The following is a 23840-nucleotide window of genomic DNA, read 5'->3' on the forward strand; positions in this document are numbered from 1 at the left end:
TCCAATGGGTAGTCGCGGCCATGCTGTCGATGTCCGCGGGTTGCGTTACGGTAGGACAAAGGGCACCTGATTCGATATCAGAAATCGGTGGGGGCGAAATATCGCTGGTATATGTGCAACCGCCCAGATTGTGCAGTCGCGAAGTCCAGGCCTACTCGGATTTCGCCTTCATACGACCATCTCAGGAAACCGTGGTTGGGAATACGACCTGCGATGGGTTCGATGGCATGGGCGCTGCGGAGGTGGTCTGGTGGCGCCAGGAGGGTAGCGGCCGATGGGAGCCGTCACCTGATATCGAACGCAAACTCCATTTCAAGCAGGAATTCATCAAGGGATCGACCGCAATACCCAAGCAATCCAGTGCGATGGAAGCTCTTCTCGCTGTAGCCAAGGCAAATCCGGGCAGCCCAATACGTCTTACAGTCTATTCAGAGGAGAAGGAGCACAAGCGCATCACCGAGTTGCGCACCAAAGCTGTTCGCGACTGGCTTGCGCGCAAGGGGGTGGATCCGAAGCGCGTCATCGGTGTGGCAGGAAGTGTGGGGACGCCACGCGCGGAGGCTGAGATCGTCGTCATTATCAAGGGATAGCCGCAATTGGAGCCAGTACCCATTCCGCAGTACATCGACAACCCGCCCCAGATACTGTTGTGGGAAGCGGACGAAATCGCCCCTGTTGTCACACTTATTGGGCTGGGCATTATTACCGGGACGCTCACCCAATGCCTGCTGATTTCCTATGCGGTGCATAAGGTGTTCTCTCATTTCAAGAGCAAGCAGATGCGAAATTTTCTGCTTCACTGGCTTTTCCGCATCGGGTTGATACCACTAAATCGCAAATTTACCAACGGGGCAGTTCGTTACTTCCATGTCTAAGTGGCATTGGCGACGTCTGACAGCCTGCTGTGTGATTGTCACCCAGCTGACATCTGCAATAGCGTTTGCGCAGGACCACACCCCGGATCTGGGCCAAGTACGCACCCAGATGGAATTGTTGCGCGCACTTACCGCTAATGCTCCGGAGACAATTGTTGGCACGCCTTCAGAGTATGACGAGGCGACGCTCAACCAGCTGTATGCCCAGGGGAAAACACCAGAGGCGCATACCGCGGCGAATATCCAGCGGATAAAAGAATGCGAGATGGCCGAGAACGTCGGCTATGCCGGCCTCACGCCAAAAGAACGGACAGAATGTCAGGGGGTGCTGACGGTTGCACGTGCGCACAGGAAGCCCAATCCATACCTGGACAAGAACGATCCGAAATTCATCGGCGAGAAGCTCAAGCAGGAAGCTAAGGCAGCCCACGACAAGGCGGAAGAGGATATCAGTCGCGGCCGCGTAGACGTCACGAACGCGATCAGTACACAGTTTGAATGCAGCGAAAAACAGGAGCCGCTGCCAGCAATCCAAAGAGCCGATGTATGCAACGTCGATAAACCGGCGGAGGGGAAAACATGCGACATCCCGGTTGCTATTACCGTTGCCGACCGGGTCATCGGGACCACGAGGGACGAGGCAGCCTGCATCCCGCTCGAGAAAGACGCCAAATGCGAAGTAGGCGAAGAAGAGTGCAGCGAGTATACGCGCGTCAATATCTCGCCAGAAGGCGAGGAGCCAGAGTATGTGACGGTATGTTCTAAATTCGTCCGCGGCTACACCTGCTGGCAACCCGACAAGCCCTGGAACGTAAGTTGGCCTTGCCAGCGTTTGGAAGCTGATCCCAACTGCATGTTTGTTGGGGAGTCTCCGCTGAAATTCATGGCGGGCAAACCGGTTCTTGCAGAAAATCATTATACCTGCGCCTTTACTCCGCCAGACTCAGCAAGGATCGGCACGAATTGCAGCACAAAGGTTTGTATTGGGGACACATGCACCTCAACGCCGGCGCAAAAGAACCCGGACTTTGCAAATGCCATGGTTGGCATGGAAGTGCTACGGCAAGGCGGGGTATACGCATGCGACCGGCAGCGCGAGGAGTGCGTGGATGAAACGGTCGAAGCGGAGGCCCAGCAGCTAAAGCTTTTCTCTGGTGTTGTTGATCGATGCCGGGATCCGATCATCGGTACGAATTGCTGCTCATCGAGCGACGGGGATTCCCTTAAAACTAACCGGCAGGTTTTACCGTCCGTTACCGACGTATTCATCGAAAACGCCTTGGGCAATACGCACCTGGCCTCGAATTACGTCTACGACTTCATGTTCACGAAGGGCGGCGACTGGATGATGGATAAGGCCATCGATGCCTGGTCATCCGGTGCCTGGGATCCGGGAGCCGGATTTAATCTGCGCCTGTCGCTCTATGGGTTTACGCTCAGTTACGGCGGGGGGGCTGGGGGAGGGTTCTTGGCCAATATGCTAGGGGGAGACAGTATTATCGGCCAGGGCCTGAATCTGTTTGGAGAGGGCGGCAACCTATTCACGATTACAGACATCATGGGAATCGAGGGCTTGAATTTAGGCTTCAATCCTTACGTGCTGGCGCTGCAAATCGCGATCTTCGTAATACAGCAACTCATGTCCTGCACAGTGGACGAGAAGATGCTGGCTATGCGAAGAGGCGGCGATTTATGCGTGAAGCTGGGGCGTAAATGCGCCAAGAAAATTCCAATCATTGGGTTGTGTATTGTTTATGTCGAGGCTTGGTGCTGCTGGAACTCGAGACTCGCCAAGATCATCGGAACTTACGGAGCGGCGCAACTTGGGATGGGGCGAGCTAATTGCGCTGGATTTACTCCAGAACAGCTCGCGCAAATCGATTTTTCTCGTCTGCCGCTCGATCAGTTCATGAATGAAATCATGAGGACGGCGAAACTGCCTGGCACGGATTTCACAAGCCGGGCCATGACTCATAGCGATAGACGCCGAGAGGATGCAATCAACTCGGTGGATCCGGCGGCAATATCTGAGCAGGTAATCGACCCTGATTTGGTTGATTACACCGCAGATCGCATTCGGTTCATGTTGGGGAGATAGCATAGTGCGCAAAGCGGCAGCAATCCTGATCTTGTCGGTCGTGCCCATATTGGCACAAGCCGAAGATCTGAATGGCTATATTTTTCTGGCCATAAAGAACGGAAGTGCTGGTGGCCCGGTAACTGACGCCATGGCCAAGATGATCAAAGCCAAAACAGGCTCAGCGGAAACCCCGCAAGCCAAGGTAGAGGTCGTCGGCCAATTCCAGGACCCTACCTGCAAAAGAGTACGCGTGGCCATTTCTCAGGGGGGGGTAAAAACCTTGGAAGGGAAGGTCATAACCCTGCCGATTCCCCCATTCGAACTCAATATTTGCCTAAACGGCCGGCCTCCTGCCGAAACGCTGGATCCAGCGGCTGTCCAAGCCAGGGCAGAGGCGTTACACAAGCAGATGGGGGGTAGTAAGGGCATCGCCGGCACTGGGCGTTGAATTCACCCCTCCTGTAAGCGTTTTTCCCCGGCGCACGGCTTGTCAGAGAACCATATTATTCAGTATGGCTTATCTCTCCCTGACTCTTCGATGAAACTCAGCACACTGAATGCCACATGGCGGATGGCATCGCTCTCGAACAAGCTGCTGCTTGTCGCGAATCTGATACTGTCGGCGGCCGTTCTGGTGTTGGGCGGGGCGGCCATTCATAACCGGGATCGCCTGGTGGTAGTGCCGCCAAACATCGATCAGCCTTACATCATGGGCTGGCGGTCGGCCACCCCGGAGTTTTTCAAGTCGATGGGCTTGTATTTCTCCGGCCTTATCGGACAAATCAGTCCAAGGAATATCGAATTCACGATCGGCATTATTGATCGGTTTTGCGATCCCCCGATTGCGGACGGTATCAAGAAAAAACTGCGCGCTATTGCCGCCGATTATCAGTTCCAGCAATCAACCTCTCATGCTTGGTTCGAGGCGGAGAAGGTCGCCTGGGAGGAGCGCGCGGGAAAAATCTTCGTGATAGGGCGTTTGATGACATCCACCCTTAACCGGGGCGTTTTCATCAAACCGGTCACGTATGAGTACAAGATCGATATTCGAGAGGGGCAGCCCATTATTACCCACTTCGATTCATACGAGGGCAATGTCCCGCATACAGAAGAATGGCTAAGGGATCCAAAAAAGGCCGAAGCGGAAGCCAAGCGTCGATCGGTCGAGGAGCAGACAACAAAGAAGGAACTCGAGCAAATCGAGATTCGAGAATCGAATGCGGCAGCGGCCAAAGGGGGGGCGCAATGAATCTGCGTCCTATTTTGGGGGCGGTTCTCTTATGCCTAAGCCAGGCGGGCGGCGCAAGCGGGCCCAAGTCAGCCGGCCCGACAGGCGAGCACATATTGCCGCCGCCGCCCAGGCTGGACATGAAAGCCATGCCGCCGCAAAGGCGCGGTGCTGTAGTCATGCCTGCAATCGGTTCCCCAGGGCAAGCAGCAATACCTACTGCTCAAAACATCATTCGCATCGGCGAAGGCGGCAATGAAATCGTCTACGTCGGCCTCGGGTTCCTTAACCGCATATCCACACCATTCAGGGAGCCAAAGGTCATTGAGGCTTCCGGCACAGAATTCCAGCGCGTCGGCCAAGATATATATTTTCTCGCCGACAAGGAGGCACCAATAGGAATGTTTATTGCGGAGGGAGCTTCCGGCGGCGGAAGCCGTGTTGCAGCACTGACGCTTATACCTCGTGCGGGCCTTCCAGGGCAAAACATCATGCTTGTAATGGAGGGAGTGGATGGCGCAACCACAGCACAGGCGCAGAGCAGCGAAGATCTGGCTGCCCCACCATCAGACTACACGGACGCCCTGCGGAAAGTCATGACCGCATTCGTCCAGGGCGGTGTGCCTCCGGGTTATCAGGAAGCAACGCTTAGGGTTGGTGCGGCGCGAGTAGGCGGCGTCCTTGTCCTGCCAGAAAAAATGTACCAAGGGTACGCATTCAATGTTTTCCGATATCGCGTTGAAAACGCCGGCCGCGAACCGATCGATTTGAACGAGTCATCCTTTCATGAGGACGGTGTGCGGGCGGTTGCATTCTGGCGCAATGCGCGCTTGGCGCCGGGCGAAACAACCATGGTTTTCATAATCGCGGACCGGAAAGAGGATTAGCGTGGCTCACTTAAAGGAGTGGTGGTCACAGGTATCGCCTCAGCGCAAAAGGGCAATCCTAATCGTGGGGTTGCTCACGGTGTTGTTTGTCGCCGCGTCCGTATTCCGGCGTGAGAAAGCGCCCACGGCTCGCGTGGAAAGCAAAACAGATATGAGCCTGGTCATGCCAAATCGAAAGGATGAAGGGCTAGCAGAACTACGCAACCAGATATCCTCAATGATTCAGGAAATCTCGAAAGAGAAGGAAGAAAACAAAAGAATCAGCGCACAAGTGGCAGATCTCACGCAAGCAAGGAAAGAATCCGAAAACCGGCAGATTATCGAATTGCAGAAGGAAGTGGCTGGGCTGCGTGACGAGCTGAAGCTCCAGCAATCCATTGCGGCAAATCGGCAGACGGCGAAGCCGGCGGGTGATTTTGGAGATCTGCCTCCTCCGATCGACAAGCCCAGCCTGCCATCTGAGCCACCTAAACCGAAAATTAGGGTGCAAGGCGGAGAGGGGGCGTCAATACCGCGCGTAGAGGGCGAAACGGCAGCCCAAGTGGGGATCGGCCAAGAGCGTACCCAAGCGCCGGTTAAAGCGGCGGCAGACGGCGGTAAAGCGCCAGCCACCAATCAGGTCACGCAATACATACCCGCCGGCACTGTCATGCAAGGTGTGCTGCTCAATGGCGTGGATGCGCCGACGTCAGGGATGGGGCAAAAAAATCCGGTGCCAGTGCTGGTGAGACTAAAGAAGAACGCGATATTGCCCAATCGCTTTACACAGGATCTACGGGAGTGCTTCGTCATTATGGCGGGCAACGGCATCATGTCCTCCGAAAGAGTGCGCCTGCGTGCGGAGACAATCTCCTGCGTAACGCAAACAGGGGGAGTGATCGAAACCCGGCTTGATGGCTATGCCGTTGACATGGACGGCAAGGAAGGGTTGCGTGGCCAGGTGGTAACAAAGCAAGGCGCTCTTCTCGCGCGCGGCCTTATGGCAGGCTTTCTGTCGGGTTTCGGCCAAATGATGACGCCAACCACGACACCCACCATCAGCATCTCTGGCAACGGAACCACTCAAACACAGACACCTGAGATCTCGGAGGCGATGCGAGGCGGTGCAATGCGCGGGATATCGCAAGCTGCAGCTGATTATTCGAAATTTTATCTCGATACCGCCAAAGAAATGTACCCGGTGGTCGAACTGCCCGGTGGGGTCGAGGTGTCAATTATTCTGGTGCGCGGTGTGCAGCTCGCAATCGGCCAGTCTGGCAGCAAATCGAAATGGGAGGGTTCGTGGTTCGGGCGTTGATAGTATTTATGGCGGCAGCGGCGATCACCGGCTGCACGACAACAATGGGGATTGGCGAGAAATCCGAGTTTGCCTGCAACAAGAAACAGGACGGGATGGGGTGCTCGTCGGTCGAGTCCGTATATGAGGCCACGAATGGCGCCAACTATCGACAGGCCATCTCGGAACATGCCGTACGCAGCACAAGCAGCGCGCCGACTCAAAGCGTCAGTCAGGCGGCCGTGGCGCCCATGCCGGCGCCGAGTTGGCCTGCCCCGGTTCTCGAGCCGGCGAGTGTGCTGCGCATTTGGATCGCCCCTTGGGTGGACGACAAGAAAGCGCTGCACTGGCCAAGCTATGTTTTTGCCGAGGTTACACCGCGCAAGTGGTCCTTTGGGAATATGGATTTCAGATCCTCCCAGCAACTCGTTCCCTTGCAGGTCGATGGTCCTCGCAAGGGGGCCGAGTCAGGCAGCACCGTCCAACCCCTCCAACCACCTAGATAGGAGAGTAGCACTATGAAAACCCGTCAATCGCAGTATGTTTTCCTCGCTGTTGCGCTCATGACCGTCTCGGAAATGGCGCTGGCCGGCACCGGGGGCTCGTTTCTCGATGGCCTGAAGACATTCATCCAAACTTCGCTCGAAGGCACCCTGGGCATCGTGATCGGCCTGGCTGGCTTGCTCTACGGGCTGGTCGCAGGGATCGCGCGCGGCTCGCTGGGTGGCCTTGGCATCGGAGTAGGCCTGGCCGCCGCCGCCTACTATGGGCCAAACATCGTCTCCACGATGGCTACCGCAACCCTGGCCGGCTTCTGATCGCTGCCGATGCTTGTTGCTCGAACAATCAATTCGATGTTGCGGCGGAGTACGCCGCAAAGCACCTTCCCTGTCGTGGCCTACGAAAGCGGATTGGTGTTCATTGAAGATACCGAGCGCCGATCCTATTACGGTGCCTGCTTCATCGGCAATCCAGCCATCGGCATCAATGACACGATGTTCGAGCAAATCAAGTCGGTCATCTCGGCAAGCTTTCCGGCGAACACATTCCTGCAGTTCATGCAACTCTCGCTTCCAGATATTGATGTCCACGTGGACACATGGATGGAAAGCAAAGTGAGCTCCTGTGTCGGCATGCGCCACATTCGAGAAGATCAGCGCGGGCTAATGCTCGAGTCGGTGCAGGCACAGGCGGAATATTTCCGGTCGGGCAAAACAGTTCCACACATCCGCTCGACCGGGATGAAGCTGCATACCGTCATCCAGGTGGCCACAATCAAGATTCCTGTCTTACCAACCCCCACCGACGATGACATGGAGCGATGCGTCGAGCTGATCGAGAAGTTCGAGCAAGGTCTAGCCACGGCCGGCTTGCCACTGCTTCGCGCCAGCGCAGAAGATTACTTATGGGTGCTACGACGCTGTTTTGATCCATATCTCGAAGAGCAGCCTTGGTATGACGAGGCGCGGGAATTGCGCGAGCAGGTGCTAGCTCCGGGGTTTAGCATCGATTGCGCAAGCCCGGCAGATATGACCTTGCAGTCGTCGAAGGGCAATATCCACATGAGGATTCTGTCGCCTCGACGATTGCCTTACCACATGCACATCGGATTCATGAACCTGTTCCAGGGAGATCCGGCCGGCATCAATAACCAAGTCCCCATTCCTTGGCTGCTCAGCTTCACGATGCATTTGCCTGACCGGAACAAGAAGCGCAATTGGTTCGAGCAGAAGTTCAAGGCGATCACCTTTCAGGCGAGCCAAGGGAACATAGTGAAGTGGGTGCCGCGTCTGGCAGCGAAGCGCGATGACATTGACACAATCAAGCACGAAATCGATAACGGCGGCGTACCCTGCGAGATCAACATCAGCATGGCACTGTATTCGCGCGACAAAAGCGAAATCAACCGTATCTCGTCACAGCTTTCCACCTATCTTTCCGGCTATCAGCTCGACATGGTGGAGGACCGGGAAATCCTCTGGCCGTTGTTCTGGAACGCATTGCCGCTTTTCCCATCCGACACATCGATACTCAATCTCGGACGCTACTGGAGCATGAGTGTGCGGCAGGGAATGCATTTTATGCCACTGACCAGCGAATGGTGCGGCACCAGGCTTGGCTCCACAATGCTGCTCGAAACTCGCCGCGCCCAACCATTCTCGTTCGATCTGTACGATTCCTCAACGAACTACAACGCCCTGGTCTTTGCCCAGTCGGGCGCCGGAAAGTCCGTGTTCCTGAACTACATGGTGACCAACTACCTTACTGAAGGGGCGCGCATCTGGATCGTCGATATCGGCAGGAGCTACTATAAGCTCGCCAAGGCGTACAACGGCGAGTTTTGGTCCTTTAGTGAAAACTCGAACATCTGCCTCAACCCATTCACGAACATCACCGACATCGACGACGAAATGGACCTGCTCGTCGCTTTGCTAGCCAAGATGGCTTCACCCAACGACGGGCTGGACGCTTATCGCATGGCCAGACTGCAGGAGGCCATCAAGGCGGTATGGTCGAACAAGGGTCCGCGCATGACCGTGACTGACGTCGCGCAATGGATGGACAGGCAGGAGGACGAACGCATCGTTGATATCGCCAAGATGCTCTATCCGTTCACCATGCACGGGCAGTTTGGCATGTGGTTCGAGGGGGAAAACAACCTGAACTTCGAATCCAACCTTATCGTGCTGGAACTCGAGGAACTGGAGCAGAAGCCTGTGCTTCAGCAAGTCGTGCTGATGATTCTCATGGCCAAAATCCAGTACGACATGTACCTGACGATGGGCGACAACCTCAAGAAGATTGCCGTCTTCGATGAATCCTGGGCACTGTTCTCCGATCCCGGCGTCGCAAAGTTTCTCAACCATGCCTTCCGTCGCTTCCGGAAATACAACGGGGCCTGTGTGGTCGCGGTTCAAAATATTGCGGATTTCTACACGCACGAACACATGGGGGCGGTTGCCGCAAACGCAGCGACGAAGATCGTCATGAATCAACTGCCGGAATCGGTCGACCAGGCCATCTCCAGCGGCCAACTGACGCTCGATCCGTACGGCGTATCACAGCTCAAAACCGTACACACCGTTCCCGGGGCCTACTCGGAACTGATGTTCCTGTCGGGCGGGGCTTGGTCTGTGGCGCGCCTCGTACTCCCGGAGTTTCTCAATATCCTGTATTCGACGAAGGGCGAGGAACGCACCCGCATCATCGAGGCAGCCGAGAGGGGTATGCCCATAAAAGACGCCATCCATCAACTCATGAGAGAAAGGCAAAATAATGTCTGAAAGCAGTGAAACCTCATCCAGCAAAACCAAATCCACGGGCACCGCGTTCAATTTTCCATTGTGGGCGGGCGCACTCATCGGCGGGCTATTCCTTGCCCTCTTCATGCACCAGGCTGCAACAAATGCCACATCAGGGGTTGCACGTATTGTCGTCATCGATACCAATCGACTGATCCAGGCCAAAGCCATGACCGCATCCGGAAAGGATGCTAAAACCATCACCACCGAAGCGGCAACCTTTTCCAGTCAGCTGGACAGTGTCGTAAAGGGGCTGACGGCGCAAGGCTATGTGGTCATGAATTCAGCGCACATGGTGGGCTGGCCTGAGACGGCCGACAAGACGGCTGAATTGGCCAATCAGTTGGGCGTGGATCTCAAACTGGCAGACGCCGTATCGGACCAATATGCCTCACGCGGCCGCGAGATTCTTCAGCTGGCTAAACCGACCCGCTGAGCGCCGGCGGCGATTTGCAGCGCAGGCGCTGCTTCTGGTGGCAACAATTATTGCCGCAGGCGAGACCATCAGTCTGGTTGGGCGGCATTGGCGCCTGGCCATAGATGTGCAGAAGGTTCCTTGCATGCCGGCAAGGGTGTCCCTGGTGAAAATGGGGCACCCGGGAGATGTGACCCGTGGCGATCTGGTGGCATACAGAACGAACCGGGCCGGTAAGTATTTCAGCCAGGAGCAGATGATGGGGAAGCGCATAGCTGGGATCGCGGGTGACACGATCGTGGTGCGCGACCTGGGTCTGTGGATAAATGGGCAACGAGTCCGAGACCTTGAGTTGTGTCGTCGCAAATACCTGGCGGAATACTGCGCCGATCGCAACGAAACGGTGCCTACTGGCCACGTATTCCTGCTTGCCGACCACCCTGAATCTTTCGACTCGCGTTACTGGGGGGCTATCCCGGCCGGGCAGCTCGTGGGCAGAATCGTTTGGCCGAGTTTCCCCACTAGGGAATAGCGATGCCGGCAGGGTGCATGTCTAAGCGGCTTGCCATAATGGCCCTGGGCGTTTTTGCCGCAGCGCCGTTGGCAATGGGCGGCGAGAACAATTTCTTCCGCGACAAGGAACGGGGATGGTATTGGTACGAGGATCCGCTGCCAGTGAAGCCTGTCGAGAAGCCGAAGGAAGAGCCGATTCCTCCGAAAGCACCGGCACCAACAGCGAAAGAACAACCCAATCTTTTCAGTGCCGAATGGCTGCGCAAGAATCTCGACCGGCTACGCGATGACGCCATCGACAACCCCGATGACAAGGACAAGGTGGCCGCTTACATGTATGCCCAGCGTGTGCTTATGGACAAGGCGCAGCGCTTTGCCAGCGCCGCCTCGGTCATGGCGAAGACCGATCCCTTGCTGGACGAAACGACACGGGTGCCGCTCGATACCGCCGCCGCCGCGGCTTTTCACCGCGGCATCGAAGCGAACAAGGGGGAAGCCATCAAGCTGCTGGCGAAGAAGGGCGGCATTCTGTTCTTTTTCGACTCGAGCTGCAGCTTTTGCATGACTCAAACGCGCGCACTGCGCTGGCTGGAGAAGGAAAGCGGATTTACGGTACTCAACATCTCCATCGACGGCAAGCCGATCGAGGGGATGGCACGCTATGTGAAGGATACGGGGCAGGCTGCGGCACTCCGATTGAAAATGACGCCCACTACCATCTACGCCGTGCCGCCGGACAAGTATTACATCATCAGCCAGGGCTACCATTCTGCGGACACCCTGCTCGACAAGATCATGACGGTGGCCGTTACGGAAAAGCTGCTCCCGGAACACATGATCGAAATTCAGCGCGGCTATGAGCGTGGCGTGTTGACTGCCGGCGACATGCGCGATCCGGCGCTCACGAGCCGGGATGACACAAAGGAATGGGTGCGGGCGCTCCAGGAAAGACTCGGAAATAGGTACTAAAGGGATATGGCATGCTAAGAAAATTCGGTGCTATTGCAATGCTGACCGCCGCCGGGATGGTGCCCTTGAACGCCATGGCACTATCAGAATCTGCGCTGCGGGACATGCTCTATGCCACGACCAGCCCCAGCGTCTACAAGTCGCAGAACCGCATGGGTGCGGTGGGTGGCGCGATCGGTATGCGCGTGCCCAACCAGTCGATCAACCTGATGACGTTCGATCCGCCAAGGCTCGACGTCGGGTGCGGCGGCATCGACATGTTCGGCGGCTCCTTCTCATTCATCAACGCAGAAAAGCTCATCGCCATTTTCCGCAACATCGGGCAGATCGCGGCGGCGGCCCTGTTCAAGTTGGCCGTCTCTTCTATTTCAGAAAAGCTCGGCGCGACCATGACCGAATTCCGTTCGATCATGGATGCCCTGAACAACGTGAAGCTCAACAGCTGCAAGATCGGCTCCGCGCTGGCGCTCAATATCACCGACTACGGGAAGAATCCGGAGAACGAGGCAGCCTACCACGCAAGAAAAGAAATCGAAGCCAATGCCGGCAAGGCCGGGGAGAGCTGGACACAATTCTGGAACATGTTCCTGCCTGACAAGAACGTCATCGAAAAGGACACCAAGAACGTCAAGGCCGGCAACCATACTTGGCGCGCCATGGCGCAGAACCAGACCTTCAAGATGGTGCGGGGGCTGAAGGAACACGAAGCGGCCACGCTCATCATGAACATCATCGGCGCCAATGTCGTCCGAACCAAGGACAACATGGATGGCGAGTGCTCCACGGAAGATGACGGCTCAAACCGATGTACGGAGAACATGATAACGATCCAGGCGAACACCTTGACCATGGACATGCTCATGGACCCAGAAGCCGCCGCCGACGGGCTAAATGCCGGCGCGATGATCATGGCCTGCATGGGCGGCGAACGTGTTGACGACGAATTTGCCTGCCAGAAGTTCGAGCGCAAACAGCTATCAAACTATTTCCCGGGAGCGAAGAAACTGGCGCGCAAGATTCTCTTCGGCAGCGACAACCCTTCAGCCGAGGTGGAGCCGACGGGCGGGGTGACCTACTACATTCTCAACGGGTCATGGGGCGCATTTCCTGATGCTGTCGATTACATTGGCAGCATCGAAATGCCCCTGCTGCAAAAGCTGGTGATGGTGCAGCGCGACAAGCAGGCCCTACTGTCGCACGCGCAGCACTTCAAGGAAATCCTCACCGATGACATCGGCGTGCATTTTGCCAAGGCGCTGGCCGATGCAGCTCTGGCGACCTATTCCGGCATCCGCAACATCGAGGCGCCCAAGGATCCGACACCAGGCGAGGCGGTTAATCGTTTCAGGAAACAAATCGAGAAATATCAGGTGTCGTCGAAGGAGCGTATCGAGCGTAATCGGGCGATCGAGGAATTTACCGCTGCGGTCTCGGGCTCTCTTGGCAGCGGCACCATGCTGCCGCCCGGGGCGAGCAAACGCTAATTTTGGGGATATCGACGTGGAAAAACTCAAGCTGTTCGTTATCGTCGCGGCGCTTGCGGTGTCGTTGCCCGCGTCTGCCGACATGTGGTCGGATATCGGCTGGATCCTCGAAGGCCAGACGGCAAGCGGATCGGCCATGGTAGGGGACTCCGGCATGCTCGATGTCAATAAAACCTTTGCCTTGCGCCGCCCTCTCATCATGGGTGGGCAGGTCATTTTCCCCAGTGTAGGGCTTGCGGGCATTCATCTGCCGAGGCGCCAGGCCGGCTCGGATCTGGCGGCACAGGCGATCTTTCTTTTCAACGACAAAGCCGCCGGCAAAGAATTCTTTTTCGAGTGCTATGTACAGATCCCGGAACTGAATCGAATGCTCTGCCTGCCTGTGCGCAACCCGAAAGATCCCGTGCTCGAGCTGGTCAAGGCGGGGCTGGCGTGGGTTGATAGCCGGCCTGGCGGGCCACTGCGGTATCAGATGATTATCCGTGGATATCGCAAGGCGGAAGCCGAGGCGCGCCAGAACCGTGTCGGCATGTGGGAGAGGGCGGAAACAACCCCTTCGGCGCAGTATCGCGCTCATGTCGAGCGAGACACGGCCTGGTTCCGATAAGGGGGCGCGCGCATGGACTTCACAATCTACACGTTTGGCGACGTCGAGATTTTCAGGGCGGCCCTGATGGGTCTGGCCATGATCTACAACCCGGCCAACGGGTTTTTCGTCTCGAATACTGGCGTCGGCCTTGGGGCTCTGGCGGGGCTAGGACTGTTGATCGGCCTGACAGTGCTGCTCCTACAAGGGGTGACAAAGCAAAAGCTCGACATTGGCGAGTTCCTGATGCTGATCATCGTGTTTGTCGTGCTCTTCGTGCCTAAATTCAGCGTCAACATAGAAGACTACAACGGATCGGCGATCGCAAAAGTCGACGATGTGCCGCTGGGCGTCGCCCTGCCGGCCGGCTTGGTGAGCGGCCTGGCGCATGAACTGAACAACAAGCTCGGCACGGCTTACTCAACGATAAACGGTTACCCGACCGGCCTTATGACGCCGCAGGCGCTGACCTCTCCGCTCAAACTGCTCCATTCCTTGCGAGACGCTGCACCTCAAGCAAGATTCTACGAGCCACGGCTCTACTCCAACCTGAGGAACCTGATCGCCTATTGCGCGGCGGGACGCGAGGGGGTACAGCAGGAATGGGAGCGGCTGCGCGTGGGCGACGATCCGGTTCTGAAATTGGTTACCTTCGCCGGCACGCAGCACGGGCTGACCATGTTCATTCCCGCCGGCGGCACCGAACCCTACCTTGATACATGCAGCAAGGCTGCAAACGACATCGCCAGCGGCATAGCCGCCTTCTCGTCGAACGGCTCACCCGCCTCGACCATCAGCAACGTGCTGACGGCAGCGGCGGCCAGAAGCAATGCCGCCACTATTATTTTCGACGGCACCAGGCCGCGGGTGGAGCCGGTGACCGTTGATAAGCAGGAAGAGGCGCTCGCCATGCTGGCCCTGTCGGAGGCCGGTGATGCGGCGAATTTTCTGCGCTCGGCGATTTTCAATCCGGATATCAATGCCACACTGCATTGCGCCGGAAAGTCCGCCAACCCTGCCGACTGGAAGAACTGCATGCCTTTCCAGGAGGGCGTGCTCAGATATGCGGAGGATTCCGCCGCGGCTGGTTCATTCTTCCAGCGCCTGATGTATCACGGCATGAACCTGGTGTTTTTCCTCTGGATCTGCCTGGCGCCCGTGGTGAGCGTAGTGATGCTGATGATGGGCGTGCGCGGTCTCAGGCTTGCGGGCAGCTATCTTCTGTTCGGCGCGTGGGCCGTGTCCTGGTACGTGGGGGCAAGCATTATCAACTTCTATGTCCTGAAGCAGGTGCAGTACGAGGTTGCGATGCTGGGCGGGATCAAGAATCTCACCCCGGAGTCGATCAACAGCTTTATCGGCTACGGCGGCGTGCTTGGAACGAAGATCGCCATGGCAGGAGACATGCTGGCCTCGGTGCCGCTGCTCATGATGGCGGTCATGTCCGGTAGCGTCTACGGCCTGACGCAACTGGCTTCACGCATGGGCGGTCGGGATTACTACGATGAGGCCAGGAATGTGCCGGCGGCTGCAAGTTCGGCGCCGCTGTTTGAGAGGAGCGCGCGGCATGCCATGCCCTACGACGGGATGACCGAAGATAGACTGTTGGGGACTGGCGGTAACTTCACATTTACCCTGGGCGCTAGCCTCGCGAACACGAATAGCATCCAGAGTCAAAAAATACTTTCATCGACATTGATGAATGGGCTCACCAACGCGCTGTCACAGTCCGTGGAGCATGGGAAAGCGGGCGAGGAAATGAAAGCACTTGGGACGAAACTAGCTTCCCAGGGCTATGCCGGGCTATCGCTGGCTGAAAAAAACGGCAGGACTTATACGCTTGAGAAGAGCGGAAACTGGAAGATAGACCAATCGAATTACCATGATGAATCCGGCGGCAGATCAACAACTGCAGGAGGCTCATTAGGCTACTCACTCGGAAAATTGGCTGCTGGGGCCAGGGCCGGGTATCAAGCAGATGACTCGCGAAGAGCAGGCGAAAAACGCACGGTTACCGAAACGGAGGCAAACAGCGGTAAAGGCGGAAAAGCGTACGCAGTCGAGACGGGTGATGAAACAGGGGTACGTTTCAGCCGCGACCTCACCAGCGATGACATGGTCAAGATCGGCAAGACATTCAAGGAAGCGGCGGGTCACCAGTACCAAAGAGCCTTCGGCGATAACCAACAAAGTGTCGAATCCTATGTCGATAGCGGGGGGGTAACTTATAGCAGCTCTACATCACAAGGCGGGACAATAAGCCTTACTCCAACGCAGATGGCCATGAGGATCCGTGAGATGGGGTTGCAGAGGCGATTGAGAGTTACACGGACCAGCGCTTTGGCTGGTCAAGTGATGCAAGGCAGGCTTATGAACGAGCAGAAAGAATGGCGCGAGCAGAGTATGCCGGCATCAGCGATAGCGCTGACAAGGAGAATTTAATCAAAGCCAATGCCTTGCGCGCTGCGGCCATGAATAGCAGCGACAAACAGGCCAAGCAGTCATGGGAGAACTTCGCAGGGCAAGTGACTGGGGCAGATATATCAGGCATCGCGCCAGTTTCCTTGATGACTGGCGGGAGCAATCAAATTAAAGCGCAAGGATGGGAAGGAAGCGCCAATAGAGGAGCGCTGGCGCAAAATCCAAATGAGAATGAAGCCGGGAAGAAAGGCAGCACGGTTGGCCAACGGGCCGCCAATGGGGCAGCGACAGTTGTACGAGATGCCGGGGAAGGGCGCGAAAAGCTAGAGGAAGATCAAAGTGAACGTTTGAAAGCGGCTCAACAATTGCAGCGCGCGCTGAATCGTGACCCCGGTGGGATGGATGTAAAGGCGCGCCCTGTGCGCCCTAAAGATAAGTAGTGGGGCAGTCACTCATCCTCGTGCGGGGTACAACCATAGGGGTTGCCTCTACAATCGAAAAATTCATCAATCATTGGCAATCCAGAAGCCGGATTTACTCCGAGATGTTCGTATCCGCCGTCCAGGTCCAAGTCTTGAAAAGAATCGGCAATATTCGGGTTTTTTCTTTTTTGCCAATTCTCGTAAAACATTATGGAGAATATAAATGAAAAGAAGGCAACCGCGAAACCATTAAACTCCAGCCATGTCAGCACCAATTCCATAAAGACTCCTTCTATCATCAATCAAAATTAAAACATAATTCGGCTTCAGCTGGGGCAAGTGTTATTGCTGACTGTATGGTTTACCCTTGTAATTATCTATCTCATCCCAAGGGTCACCGATTGATGGAGGTGTAAGCTCAATACCCAAATCCAAATCATCGGATTCGGTATTGAACCAGAAAACCCTCCTCCCGAACGAAACTACGAATGGGAGAGCAGCCACACCAACACATGCGGCAAGAAAGACCACAAGGCCTGGGTTTTTCGCAAAAATTTCGAACATTCTCTTACCTCTTTGGATTACTCGTTTCAAAATTAGCATACCGCGAGCAGCGGTGCAGAAATCTTTACATCCTGGTCTCGATTCCATTGACCTCCTCCCCTCCGTAAACGAAGGGGATTCCAACTGCGCTCAGGGATTGCATGCCGCACCCCCCTTGGCGCTGGCAGGTTGACGCTTCATCGGCCGGCTTGGCTGCACCGCATCCTCCACGTCCATTCGCGCGGCCGTCCGGCCGGCGAGCACGGCGAGTCCCGCCGCAAGAATGTTCTTCGCCGCGTTGATGTCGGCGTCCTCCGCATGGCCGCAGGCCGTGCAGAGGTAGTGTTTTCCGTTCCGGCTGGCGGCATCGACATGCCCGCAGCAGGAACATTTCTGACTGGTGTAGGCCGGGCTGACCTTGATCACCTCGCCCCCGCGCCAGCCGAGCTTGTAGCGCAGCAGGGCTTCCAGGGCATGCCACCCTTGATCGAGGATTGCGCGGTTGAGCCCGGCCTTCTGCCGGACGTTCCGGCCTGGCGCCTCGGCGCATCCCTTGGCGCTGGCCGTCATGTTGCGGATGTTCAGGTCTTCGAGCACCACGACTGCGGCGCGGTTCGCGATTTGCGTCGTCTCCTTGTGCAGCCAGTCCCGGCGCTGATTGGCGATGTGGCGATGGCAGCGCGCCACGCGCTGCTCGGCGCGCCGCTGCCGGTTCGACTTCCCCGGCCGCACGCCCTTCGGGAAGGGTGCCTTGGGGTCCAGGCCCATCGCCCGCTTCTGCGCCTCGATCTTGCGAGCGACAGCGCGTTGATAGCGCTTGAGACGGTAGGCCGACCGCTTGAGCGCATTGAGCGGGGCAACACGGTGGCCGTTCGAGAGTGCCAGCGTATCGGTGACGCCCCTGTCGGCGCCGATGACCTCGCCGGCGCAGGGTAAGGCTCCCGCCTGCCGCTCGACCTCCGAGGTGATCGAGACCACCCAGCGCCCGGCATCGAGCGATACCGTGATTTGCTTGGGCTGCCCCTCGGGCCGCCGGGAGTTTCGATAGCGCGCCCAGCCGATTTTCGGCAGGAAGACGCGGCCGTTGGCGGCATCGACGTGCTCCGGTTTCGGCTGGGGATAGCGGAAGGAATCCCCGATGCCGTAGCGCCGGAAGGACGGTTCGCCTGCGGCGTCCATCGGGCGCATCTCGCCGCGCTTGACGGCGGACAGATCCTTGAAGCGCTTGGCCCAGGCACGGTCGAGATCCTTCAGGGCCTGCTGCAACACCTGGGAGTGGATTTCCTTGAGCCAGGGGTGTTCGAGCTTCCACCGCGGCAGCCGGTTGGCCAGATCGACATAGCGCGGGACCTTTTCGCCGCGCGACCGCGCATCGAACTGCAAAGCCAGCGCCTTGTTCCACACCCAGCGACGCGCGCCGGCGAAGCGCCGGAACCGTGCTTCAAGTGGCTTGGCGCGGTGCATTGCGTAGCGGTAGGACTGCAAAACGAGCATCGATCCAAATTACCAAATCAAGGGCAGAGCCGCTGGTTTATTTCGTCTTCCAAGGCCGCTTCCAGCGTCCGCGCCTTATATCCCCGCCCTGAAGGACGGGGTTTTACGGCGCATCTGATAATCCAAACCGGGCAGCCCCACGGATAAATCCAGGGGGCAGCTTGAATTCCGTCATTTTAAGCCATGTTTTCCGCCACCAATTCAACGAAATCCCGATGCATCCTTGCACTTACTTTTGATGCATAAGGGGGAAGGGTATGAGCCTGATTGAAAAAATCGTCGATCTCGTCGAAGACACCACCATGCCGGACGGGCAAATCATTGACCTCCATGCCATCGAGGACGGTCCCCTCAAGATCAGGGTGCCCACCGGCTGGCGCGACACGGATCTCAAAAAGGTGCCAGCCGAGTGGCTGAACGACATGCTGCTTGTTATCGATAAGAACTGGTCGAACAACCTGGCTACGCGCGGCACCATCTCTTGCACCGTGGACATGAATTCCTGCCGGTTGCGCTGCACGGCATTCAGGGAGCGCAGCGGTAGAAAGCGTGGTCTTGTCATGCGCAAGGTTCCCTACAAACCCATTTCGCTCGAAAAGCTCGGCCTGCCAATCCAGATCATGAAGCTAATCGCCCAGATGCGCGGCCTGGTTCTGGTTACGGGCCAGACAGGTGCTGGCAAGACCACCTCTATCGCCTCGCTGTTGACCCACATCAACGAGACCTATCGTAACCACATTATCACCATCGAAGATCCGATCGAATACGAAATATTCGACCAACAGTCGATCGTCACCCAGCGAGAGGTGCCCACGGACATCCCGAGCTTTGCCCACGGCATTCATGATGCAATGCGGCAAAGCCCTGATGTGATTTTCGTGTCCGAGATCCGCGATGCCGACACGGCTGAGACGGTGTTGCGCGCCTCCGAATCTGGGCACCTGGTGCTAGCCACCCTCCACGCGAGCTCCGCCATCGGCGCCATTCAGAAGCTGCTGAGCTTCTTCCCGTCGAACGAATGGGACGGGCGCCTATCCACGATCGCCAACAACCTGCTCATGGCGGTCTACCAGACCCTGATACCGACTGCCGACGGCATGCGCTTCGCCATGGCGGCCGAGTACCTGTGCAACCACAACCAGCAGATCGCCAACAACCTTCTACATCGCGACCGCTGGCCGCAGGCGGTCGAGTACGCCAAGCGCAGCGAAGACCGCGTCTCGCGCTTGCTAAACGCTTCCATAATGGAACTTCTCCTATCCAAGACAATCGCCCCGTCAGCCGCAATCCAGGCAAGCAATAATCGAATCGACTTGCGTGACAAGATGCAGGCGGCGCAGATCTCGCTGCTCGATCAGACTCGAGAGCGTGAAGTAGCGCTTTCGCGATAAGCGGACAACAACAAGCAGCAGAGAGGGGTGGGCAGCATGGAAATCGCAGCATCCAGACTCGTTTACGACTCTGAGCGCGTATACAGAAGCGTTATCGAGCATTTTCTGACGGACCACCCGGAATGTGCTGACGATCTGGAGCAGCTGTTCTTCTCGTGGGGGAACATCGAGGAGACCGTCAAACGGGCATCCTTTCTTGTGTCCCTGCTTCCACGGTGTGAGGACGACAATCGACCATTGATCACCGCCGCATTGCATGACGGCATTATTGCGGGCAGCAGGTTGGCAGGCTACCAGGCCTACACTCCATTTCTAACGGCGTTCGTGAAGCGGCTCGGGAAAGGTTTGGCGGAGAGCTCTATTTACGGAATGTCGGCCGACGGCAGGCAAGAAAAGTGGGAATTGTGCTGTCCTTTTATATGCCAATGGGCAGCCTCATACGATACGATCGTGGTTATCGAGAACGAGGGCGTCTCGCCGGCGGTCAAGCGGGCTACCGAATTGCTTCTGACGGCCCGATTGCTGACGGCGCGCGACCTGGCGCTACAGATAGAGCAAGGCGAGAATATTTCGGCCTTGCCACACCAAGAGCCGAACGGCCGCTCTTGCTTATAGCGCATGCCGGACAGGCATGCACATCCGCCACATTTTCTTGGCTGCAGGCAAAGCGCGTACCGCATGTGCATTTCGCAAGTTTCAAGCGGGCACAATTGACCGAACGAGCAATAAACCATACTCGATTAAAATCGAGCACAGCCTCGCTGCCCATGGAGTTGAGATATCTTTCATAAGCGTAGGTAATCCGCTCCACCGGGCTCATGCCCTGGCATTTGTGCAGTTCGATCAGCACCGCCGTTACATGAAAGCGCATCATATTGGAGCACAGCAGGCTATCAATGCTTTGCGGAAGTTGCCCTTGAGGGGGAGGTTTGCCGTTGATTGCTCGCCAGGTTGAAAGAATCATCGGACGCGTGATGACCTCCGGGAGTAAATCACGGATAACCGGTGGACGGGCACCAAGACGGCAAAGATTTTCGAGCAACGTATAAGCATCACGAAACCCGCGGTCCGCGGGAACTTTATCTACAGTCACGGATTCGCGAGCAACCGACACATCCGCCGATGCGCCTCCAACCCGCGGCCGGCCGCAGGCACGGGATGATTTCAAAGCGCACGCCGGGCAGTTCGAAACATCCCTCACATCTTCTTTGTTATATGCGTATCGAGTTCCACATTGCCGACAGCAGTGCAAACCAATCTTACCAACCGAAGCCGCCCTGGAAATCATCCAGACTCGATTGAAATCGAACAGCTTCTCATGCGCCATCATGGCGGCATAGATTTCATAAGCGCTGATCGCCCGCTTATATACCGCCATATCTCCTTGTTGCTCAATTTGGAGCAGCACAACAGTTGTGTGCAGCCGCTGCACCGCGGTACTCAGGCAAGTTAGAATGTCGCTAGGTATCAGGCCGCGCGGCGAGCAGTGCCCGTGGATTGTCTGCCAAGTCGAGTAGATCAGCGGCCGCTTGATAATGGCCGGCACAATATCCCGGATGACGGGCGGGCGGGCCCCGAGTTTGCACAAATGAACGAGCAGACGATAGGCGCTGCCGAAATCGGCGGGGGCGTCTCCATGGGGGCCACCGCACATAACTTACCCCGCTCGCGACTCAACCAGCACCGCTCGCACGCCAGGTGACGCTGTTGCGCCAAGCAGCGCGAGCGTGGATCGGTCTATCCTGCCTCTAAACACGAGTGCATTGGTCTTCGCCAGTTCCTCGATCGTATCCAGCGACATGACCGCGATATCCGCGCAAGCCGCCTCATCCACTCCGAAAATCCTTGAAGCCGCAGCGACGCTTTGCCGTGCTTCGCGTTGCAGAACAAGCAGGAAGCGGTAATTCAACGCATGAAGTTCATTTGATTCGGCAATCATTTAGGCTTTCCGAGGGAGAAATTTCGAGGGTCAAACTCCGGGCCATCCAATATCGATGGCGCCGCCGCAGGCACAGAGGCAGGTTTGAATTGGGGTAGGGTTGTGCCGCGTTCGGCGATCAAGCCCTGGCGCAGCAACCCACGCAAGCGACGGGCGCGATCGCGGTAGGCGAGCGGAGCCAGTAATTCGTATAACTCCGGGTCTTCTATCTGAGAGAGGGTCAAGGTCAGCCGCATAACTATGCCGCGTTACCCGCTGCTCGCGCCGCCGATGCTGCAAGCCGTTCGCCGATGTACTGAAACCCTCGCACGTTTGCAAAGGCCGGATTTTCCAGAGTGACGAGTTTGTGCTGCGGGAATTTTGCGGCGAGGGCCTTGGCGTATAGCTTCGCGCCCCCGCCGGCGAGCACAATGACATCAATGTCGACGCCGGACCCAACTGAGTTCTTTATCGCCTGGACGGCCTCCTCAATAACCACGGTGCCGGCGGGCATGAACTTGTCCAGGTCGATCGGCTTGCCGTACATGGTGAATGGCAGCCCGGTGGTGAGGGACTCATCGAGCCGGCGCACCACCTCTGTCACAGTCGCGCCTCGTACGCTCTTGGTAATTTTCTGAGCGATGGCGCGCAGTACCGCTGAGACGCCGCGCAGCGTCGCATTCGAGCGCGACTCGCTTGCGCTCATTCCCTGGACCACGAACCAATCGACCGTGTTGTAGCCGGGGTCCACGACAAGCGCCATTGGCGCGCGGGTCCTGGACTCGACCGGCTGTTCTGTCATGAACGCCATATAGGCGCCAAGCGGCTGCGGATAAACACAGCATTCCCGGACAATGAGGCGATCGCCATTAGCGTTGATAAGCAGGTCGCCGCTGAATTTCTTGCTGACCGCCTCGGAGTGCGTGTGGAAGGTGGTCAACGGCAGGCCAAGGACGAGGAAATCAAGCGTATGCGCGGGAAGGCCGCCTGCCATATATGACAGCGCACCATACAGACGGGCGGCGTAAGGATCGCCCAGCGCGAAATCCTGGTCGAGCACTTCGCTTTCATGATTAGCGCCGCTCGCTAAAGCGACCGCCCGGCCAACCTCGTAAAGATGGTTGCCCACTCGCACAATGTGCGTGTCGCGTCGCTGCACCACGGCGCCGTCCAGAGTGTTTTCCATCGCCGCTGGCGATTGCGAAGGGAAGCTGTCGCAACGTACCGCACCATCATCCGAGCGCCCATCGGTGAATTTGACGTGGCCATATCCAAGATCGAGCGCGCGAACCGAAAATCTGTGTGCTGACATAAAAACTCCAAACCGAGGGTTAAATGAATTGTGCGCCGCGGCTATTCGTACCGTCCCGTAATAAAGGGGCGTCAAAAGGGGGGGGTTGGCGGGGTTTTGGTAAAAATGCCCCGCAAACACAGGGGAAGACGGTATGTGCAAAATGCGTGCATGAAAGGGGACAAAACAACACAAAAGGGGGTAAGAGATATGGCATAAAAAAAAGTGTGCCGAAAACGTGCAAGTTCCGCACAAATAATTACAGGCTCAGAGGTGGGCTGGGTGGTCGTGCAAGCTTTATTGGGCGTAAGGCCTTTCGCAGCGAGCGGCGCAGAACAAAAAAAACCAAACAGTTTTCGAAGGTCTTGACCCAAAAAAGATTTCCGGCAGAAAAAAAATCAACCAGGCGCAAAACAAAAGTTTTTTCTTCGTCCGTTGTTGACGTCGAGCGCATTTCGTGATTCCATTGAGGCACTTTCGCCACAGGCGAACCCGGGTGCGAGGCAACCCGGGAGGCTGGCGCGAGGCAAACCGCCCTGAGCGGACTGCCGTAGCGGTGGGACTTTGAGGTAACGACGAGACCCGCAGCTGAAGCGCACGCAGCACAGTCAATCCTCGCCATTTGCGCGGCCGAGCCGCCGCGCGCAACGCCTGAAGTTCTGGGCGGTCATCCAGGACGGCGCCTGCCGCTCCTTGCTTCACTGGGAAATTCCCACGCCTGTCGTTCTTTGCTGTCCTTCGTGGA

At 57.0% G+C, this 23840-nt stretch carries 23 protein-coding genes; 18 read left to right on the forward strand and 5 right to left on the reverse strand.

Annotated elements, in window-relative coordinates; all coding sequences use genetic code 11:
• The first annotated feature begins 113 nt into the window (after positions 1 to 113).
• From HS122_19510 to HS122_19590, 17 genes are all read left to right on the forward strand, one after another.
• Complete coding sequence (locus HS122_19510; protein MBE7540582.1) at positions 114 to 590, forward strand: hypothetical protein; 477 nt, start codon at positions 114 to 116, stop codon at positions 588 to 590.
• Between the two features lie 6 nt (positions 591 to 596).
• Positions 597 to 875, forward strand: a complete 279-nt coding sequence (gene traL, locus HS122_19515; GenBank protein ID MBE7540583.1) for a type IV conjugative transfer system protein TraL — start codon at positions 597 to 599, stop codon at positions 873 to 875.
• On the forward strand, positions 868 to 2973 hold the full coding sequence (gene traN, locus HS122_19520; protein ID MBE7540584.1) for a conjugal transfer protein TraN: 2106 nt from the start codon (positions 868 to 870) through the stop codon (positions 2971 to 2973). The genes traL and traN overlap by 8 nt, the downstream gene beginning before the upstream one ends.
• Positions 2974 to 2977: 4 nt before the next feature.
• Positions 2978 to 3403 (forward strand): hypothetical protein, encoded by a 426-nt coding sequence (locus tag HS122_19525; protein ID MBE7540585.1) that lies wholly within the window; start codon positions 2978 to 2980, stop codon positions 3401 to 3403.
• A 90-nt stretch (positions 3404 to 3493) separates the two neighbouring features.
• The gene (locus HS122_19530) at positions 3494 to 4204 is read left to right on the forward strand and encodes a hypothetical protein (GenBank protein ID MBE7540586.1); all 711 of its coding nucleotides are present in this window, start codon (positions 3494 to 3496) and stop codon (positions 4202 to 4204) included.
• 158 nt (positions 4205 to 4362) lie between these two features.
• Entirely contained in the window at positions 4363 to 5070 is a 708-nt protein-coding gene (locus HS122_19535; protein ID MBE7540587.1) for a type-F conjugative transfer system secretin TraK, read from the forward strand.
• Positions 5071 to 5134: 64 nt separating this feature from the next.
• Positions 5135 to 6367 (forward strand): hypothetical protein, encoded by a 1233-nt coding sequence (locus HS122_19540; GenBank protein MBE7540588.1) that lies wholly within the window; start codon positions 5135 to 5137, stop codon positions 6365 to 6367.
• A gap of 8 nt (positions 6368 to 6375) precedes the next feature.
• Positions 6376 to 6852, forward strand: coding sequence for a TraV family lipoprotein (locus HS122_19545; GenBank protein ID MBE7540589.1), 477 nt, complete (start codon positions 6376 to 6378; stop codon positions 6850 to 6852).
• A 12-nt stretch (positions 6853 to 6864) separates the two neighbouring features.
• On the forward strand, positions 6865 to 7164 hold the full coding sequence (locus tag HS122_19550) for a hypothetical protein (protein ID MBE7540590.1): 300 nt from the start codon (positions 6865 to 6867) through the stop codon (positions 7162 to 7164).
• A 75-nt stretch (positions 7165 to 7239) separates the two neighbouring features.
• Complete coding sequence (gene traC / locus HS122_19555; GenBank protein ID MBE7540591.1) at positions 7240 to 9630, forward strand: type IV secretion system protein TraC; 2391 nt, start codon at positions 7240 to 7242, stop codon at positions 9628 to 9630.
• Positions 9623 to 10084 carry a hypothetical protein gene (locus HS122_19560; protein ID MBE7540592.1) on the forward strand — a complete coding sequence of 154 codons (462 nt, stop codon included), beginning with the start codon at positions 9623 to 9625 and terminating at the stop codon, positions 10082 to 10084. The genes traC and HS122_19560 overlap by 8 nt, the downstream gene beginning before the upstream one ends.
• 37 nt (positions 10085 to 10121) lie before the next feature.
• A complete protein-coding gene (lepB, locus tag HS122_19565; GenBank protein MBE7540593.1) occupies positions 10122 to 10595 on the forward strand; it encodes a signal peptidase I in 474 nt (157 codons plus the stop codon).
• A 38-nt stretch (positions 10596 to 10633) separates the two neighbouring features.
• Positions 10634 to 11545, forward strand: coding sequence for a conjugal transfer protein TraF (gene traF, locus HS122_19570; protein MBE7540594.1), 912 nt, complete (start codon positions 10634 to 10636; stop codon positions 11543 to 11545).
• Positions 11546 to 11583: 38 nt separating this feature from the next.
• Entirely contained in the window at positions 11584 to 13029 is a 1446-nt protein-coding gene (locus HS122_19575) for a conjugal transfer protein TraH (protein MBE7540595.1), read from the forward strand.
• Between the two features lie 16 nt (positions 13030 to 13045).
• Positions 13046 to 13636: a thermonuclease family protein gene (locus HS122_19580; GenBank protein MBE7540596.1), complete on the forward strand. Its 591-nt coding sequence runs from the start codon at positions 13046 to 13048 to the stop codon at positions 13634 to 13636.
• Between the two features lie 12 nt (positions 13637 to 13648).
• Entirely contained in the window at positions 13649 to 16057 is a 2409-nt protein-coding gene (locus HS122_19585; GenBank protein MBE7540597.1) for a conjugal transfer protein TraG N-terminal domain-containing protein, read from the forward strand.
• The gene (locus HS122_19590; GenBank protein MBE7540598.1) at positions 16003 to 16476 is read left to right on the forward strand and encodes a hypothetical protein; all 474 of its coding nucleotides are present in this window, start codon (positions 16003 to 16005) and stop codon (positions 16474 to 16476) included. Before HS122_19585 ends, HS122_19590 begins: the two co-directional genes overlap by 55 nt.
• Before the next feature lie 8 nt (positions 16477 to 16484).
• On the opposite strand, the gene HS122_19595 is transcribed toward HS122_19590, so the two are convergent.
• Both HS122_19595 and tnpB read right to left on the reverse strand, forming a co-directional pair.
• Positions 16485 to 16739: a hypothetical protein gene (locus HS122_19595; protein MBE7540599.1), complete on the reverse strand. Its 255-nt coding sequence runs from the start codon at positions 16737 to 16739 to the stop codon at positions 16485 to 16487.
• A 412-nt stretch (positions 16740 to 17151) separates the two neighbouring features.
• A complete protein-coding gene (gene tnpB, locus HS122_19600) occupies positions 17152 to 18495 on the reverse strand; it encodes an IS200/IS605 family element transposase accessory protein TnpB (GenBank protein ID MBE7540600.1) in 1344 nt (447 codons plus the stop codon).
• A gap of 257 nt (positions 18496 to 18752) precedes the next feature.
• Here tnpB and tadA point away from each other — a divergent pair, with 257 nt between their 5' ends.
• Positions 18753 to 19886: a Flp pilus assembly complex ATPase component TadA gene (gene tadA / locus HS122_19605; protein MBE7540601.1), complete on the forward strand. Its 1134-nt coding sequence runs from the start codon at positions 18753 to 18755 to the stop codon at positions 19884 to 19886.
• A 493-nt stretch (positions 19887 to 20379) separates the two neighbouring features.
• Here tadA and HS122_19610 read toward each other — a convergent pair whose 3' ends face one another.
• The 3 genes from HS122_19610 to HS122_19620 form a co-directional block, all read right to left on the reverse strand.
• Entirely contained in the window at positions 20380 to 21540 is a 1161-nt protein-coding gene (locus HS122_19610; protein MBE7540602.1) for a hypothetical protein, read from the reverse strand.
• Positions 21541 to 21543: 3 nt separating this feature from the next.
• On the reverse strand, positions 21544 to 21825 hold the full coding sequence (locus HS122_19615; GenBank protein ID MBE7540603.1) for a flagellar transcriptional regulator FlhD: 282 nt from the start codon (positions 21823 to 21825) through the stop codon (positions 21544 to 21546).
• 238 nt (positions 21826 to 22063) lie between these two features.
• Positions 22064 to 23116 carry a PRTRC system protein D gene (locus HS122_19620; GenBank protein MBE7540604.1) on the reverse strand — a complete coding sequence of 351 codons (1053 nt, stop codon included), beginning with the start codon at positions 23114 to 23116 and terminating at the stop codon, positions 22064 to 22066.
• Positions 23117 to 23840: the final 724 nt, after the last annotated feature.

Source organism: Opitutaceae bacterium (genome assembly GCA_015075305.1).
Lineage (GTDB): Bacteria > Verrucomicrobiota > Verrucomicrobiia > Opitutales > Opitutaceae > UBA6669.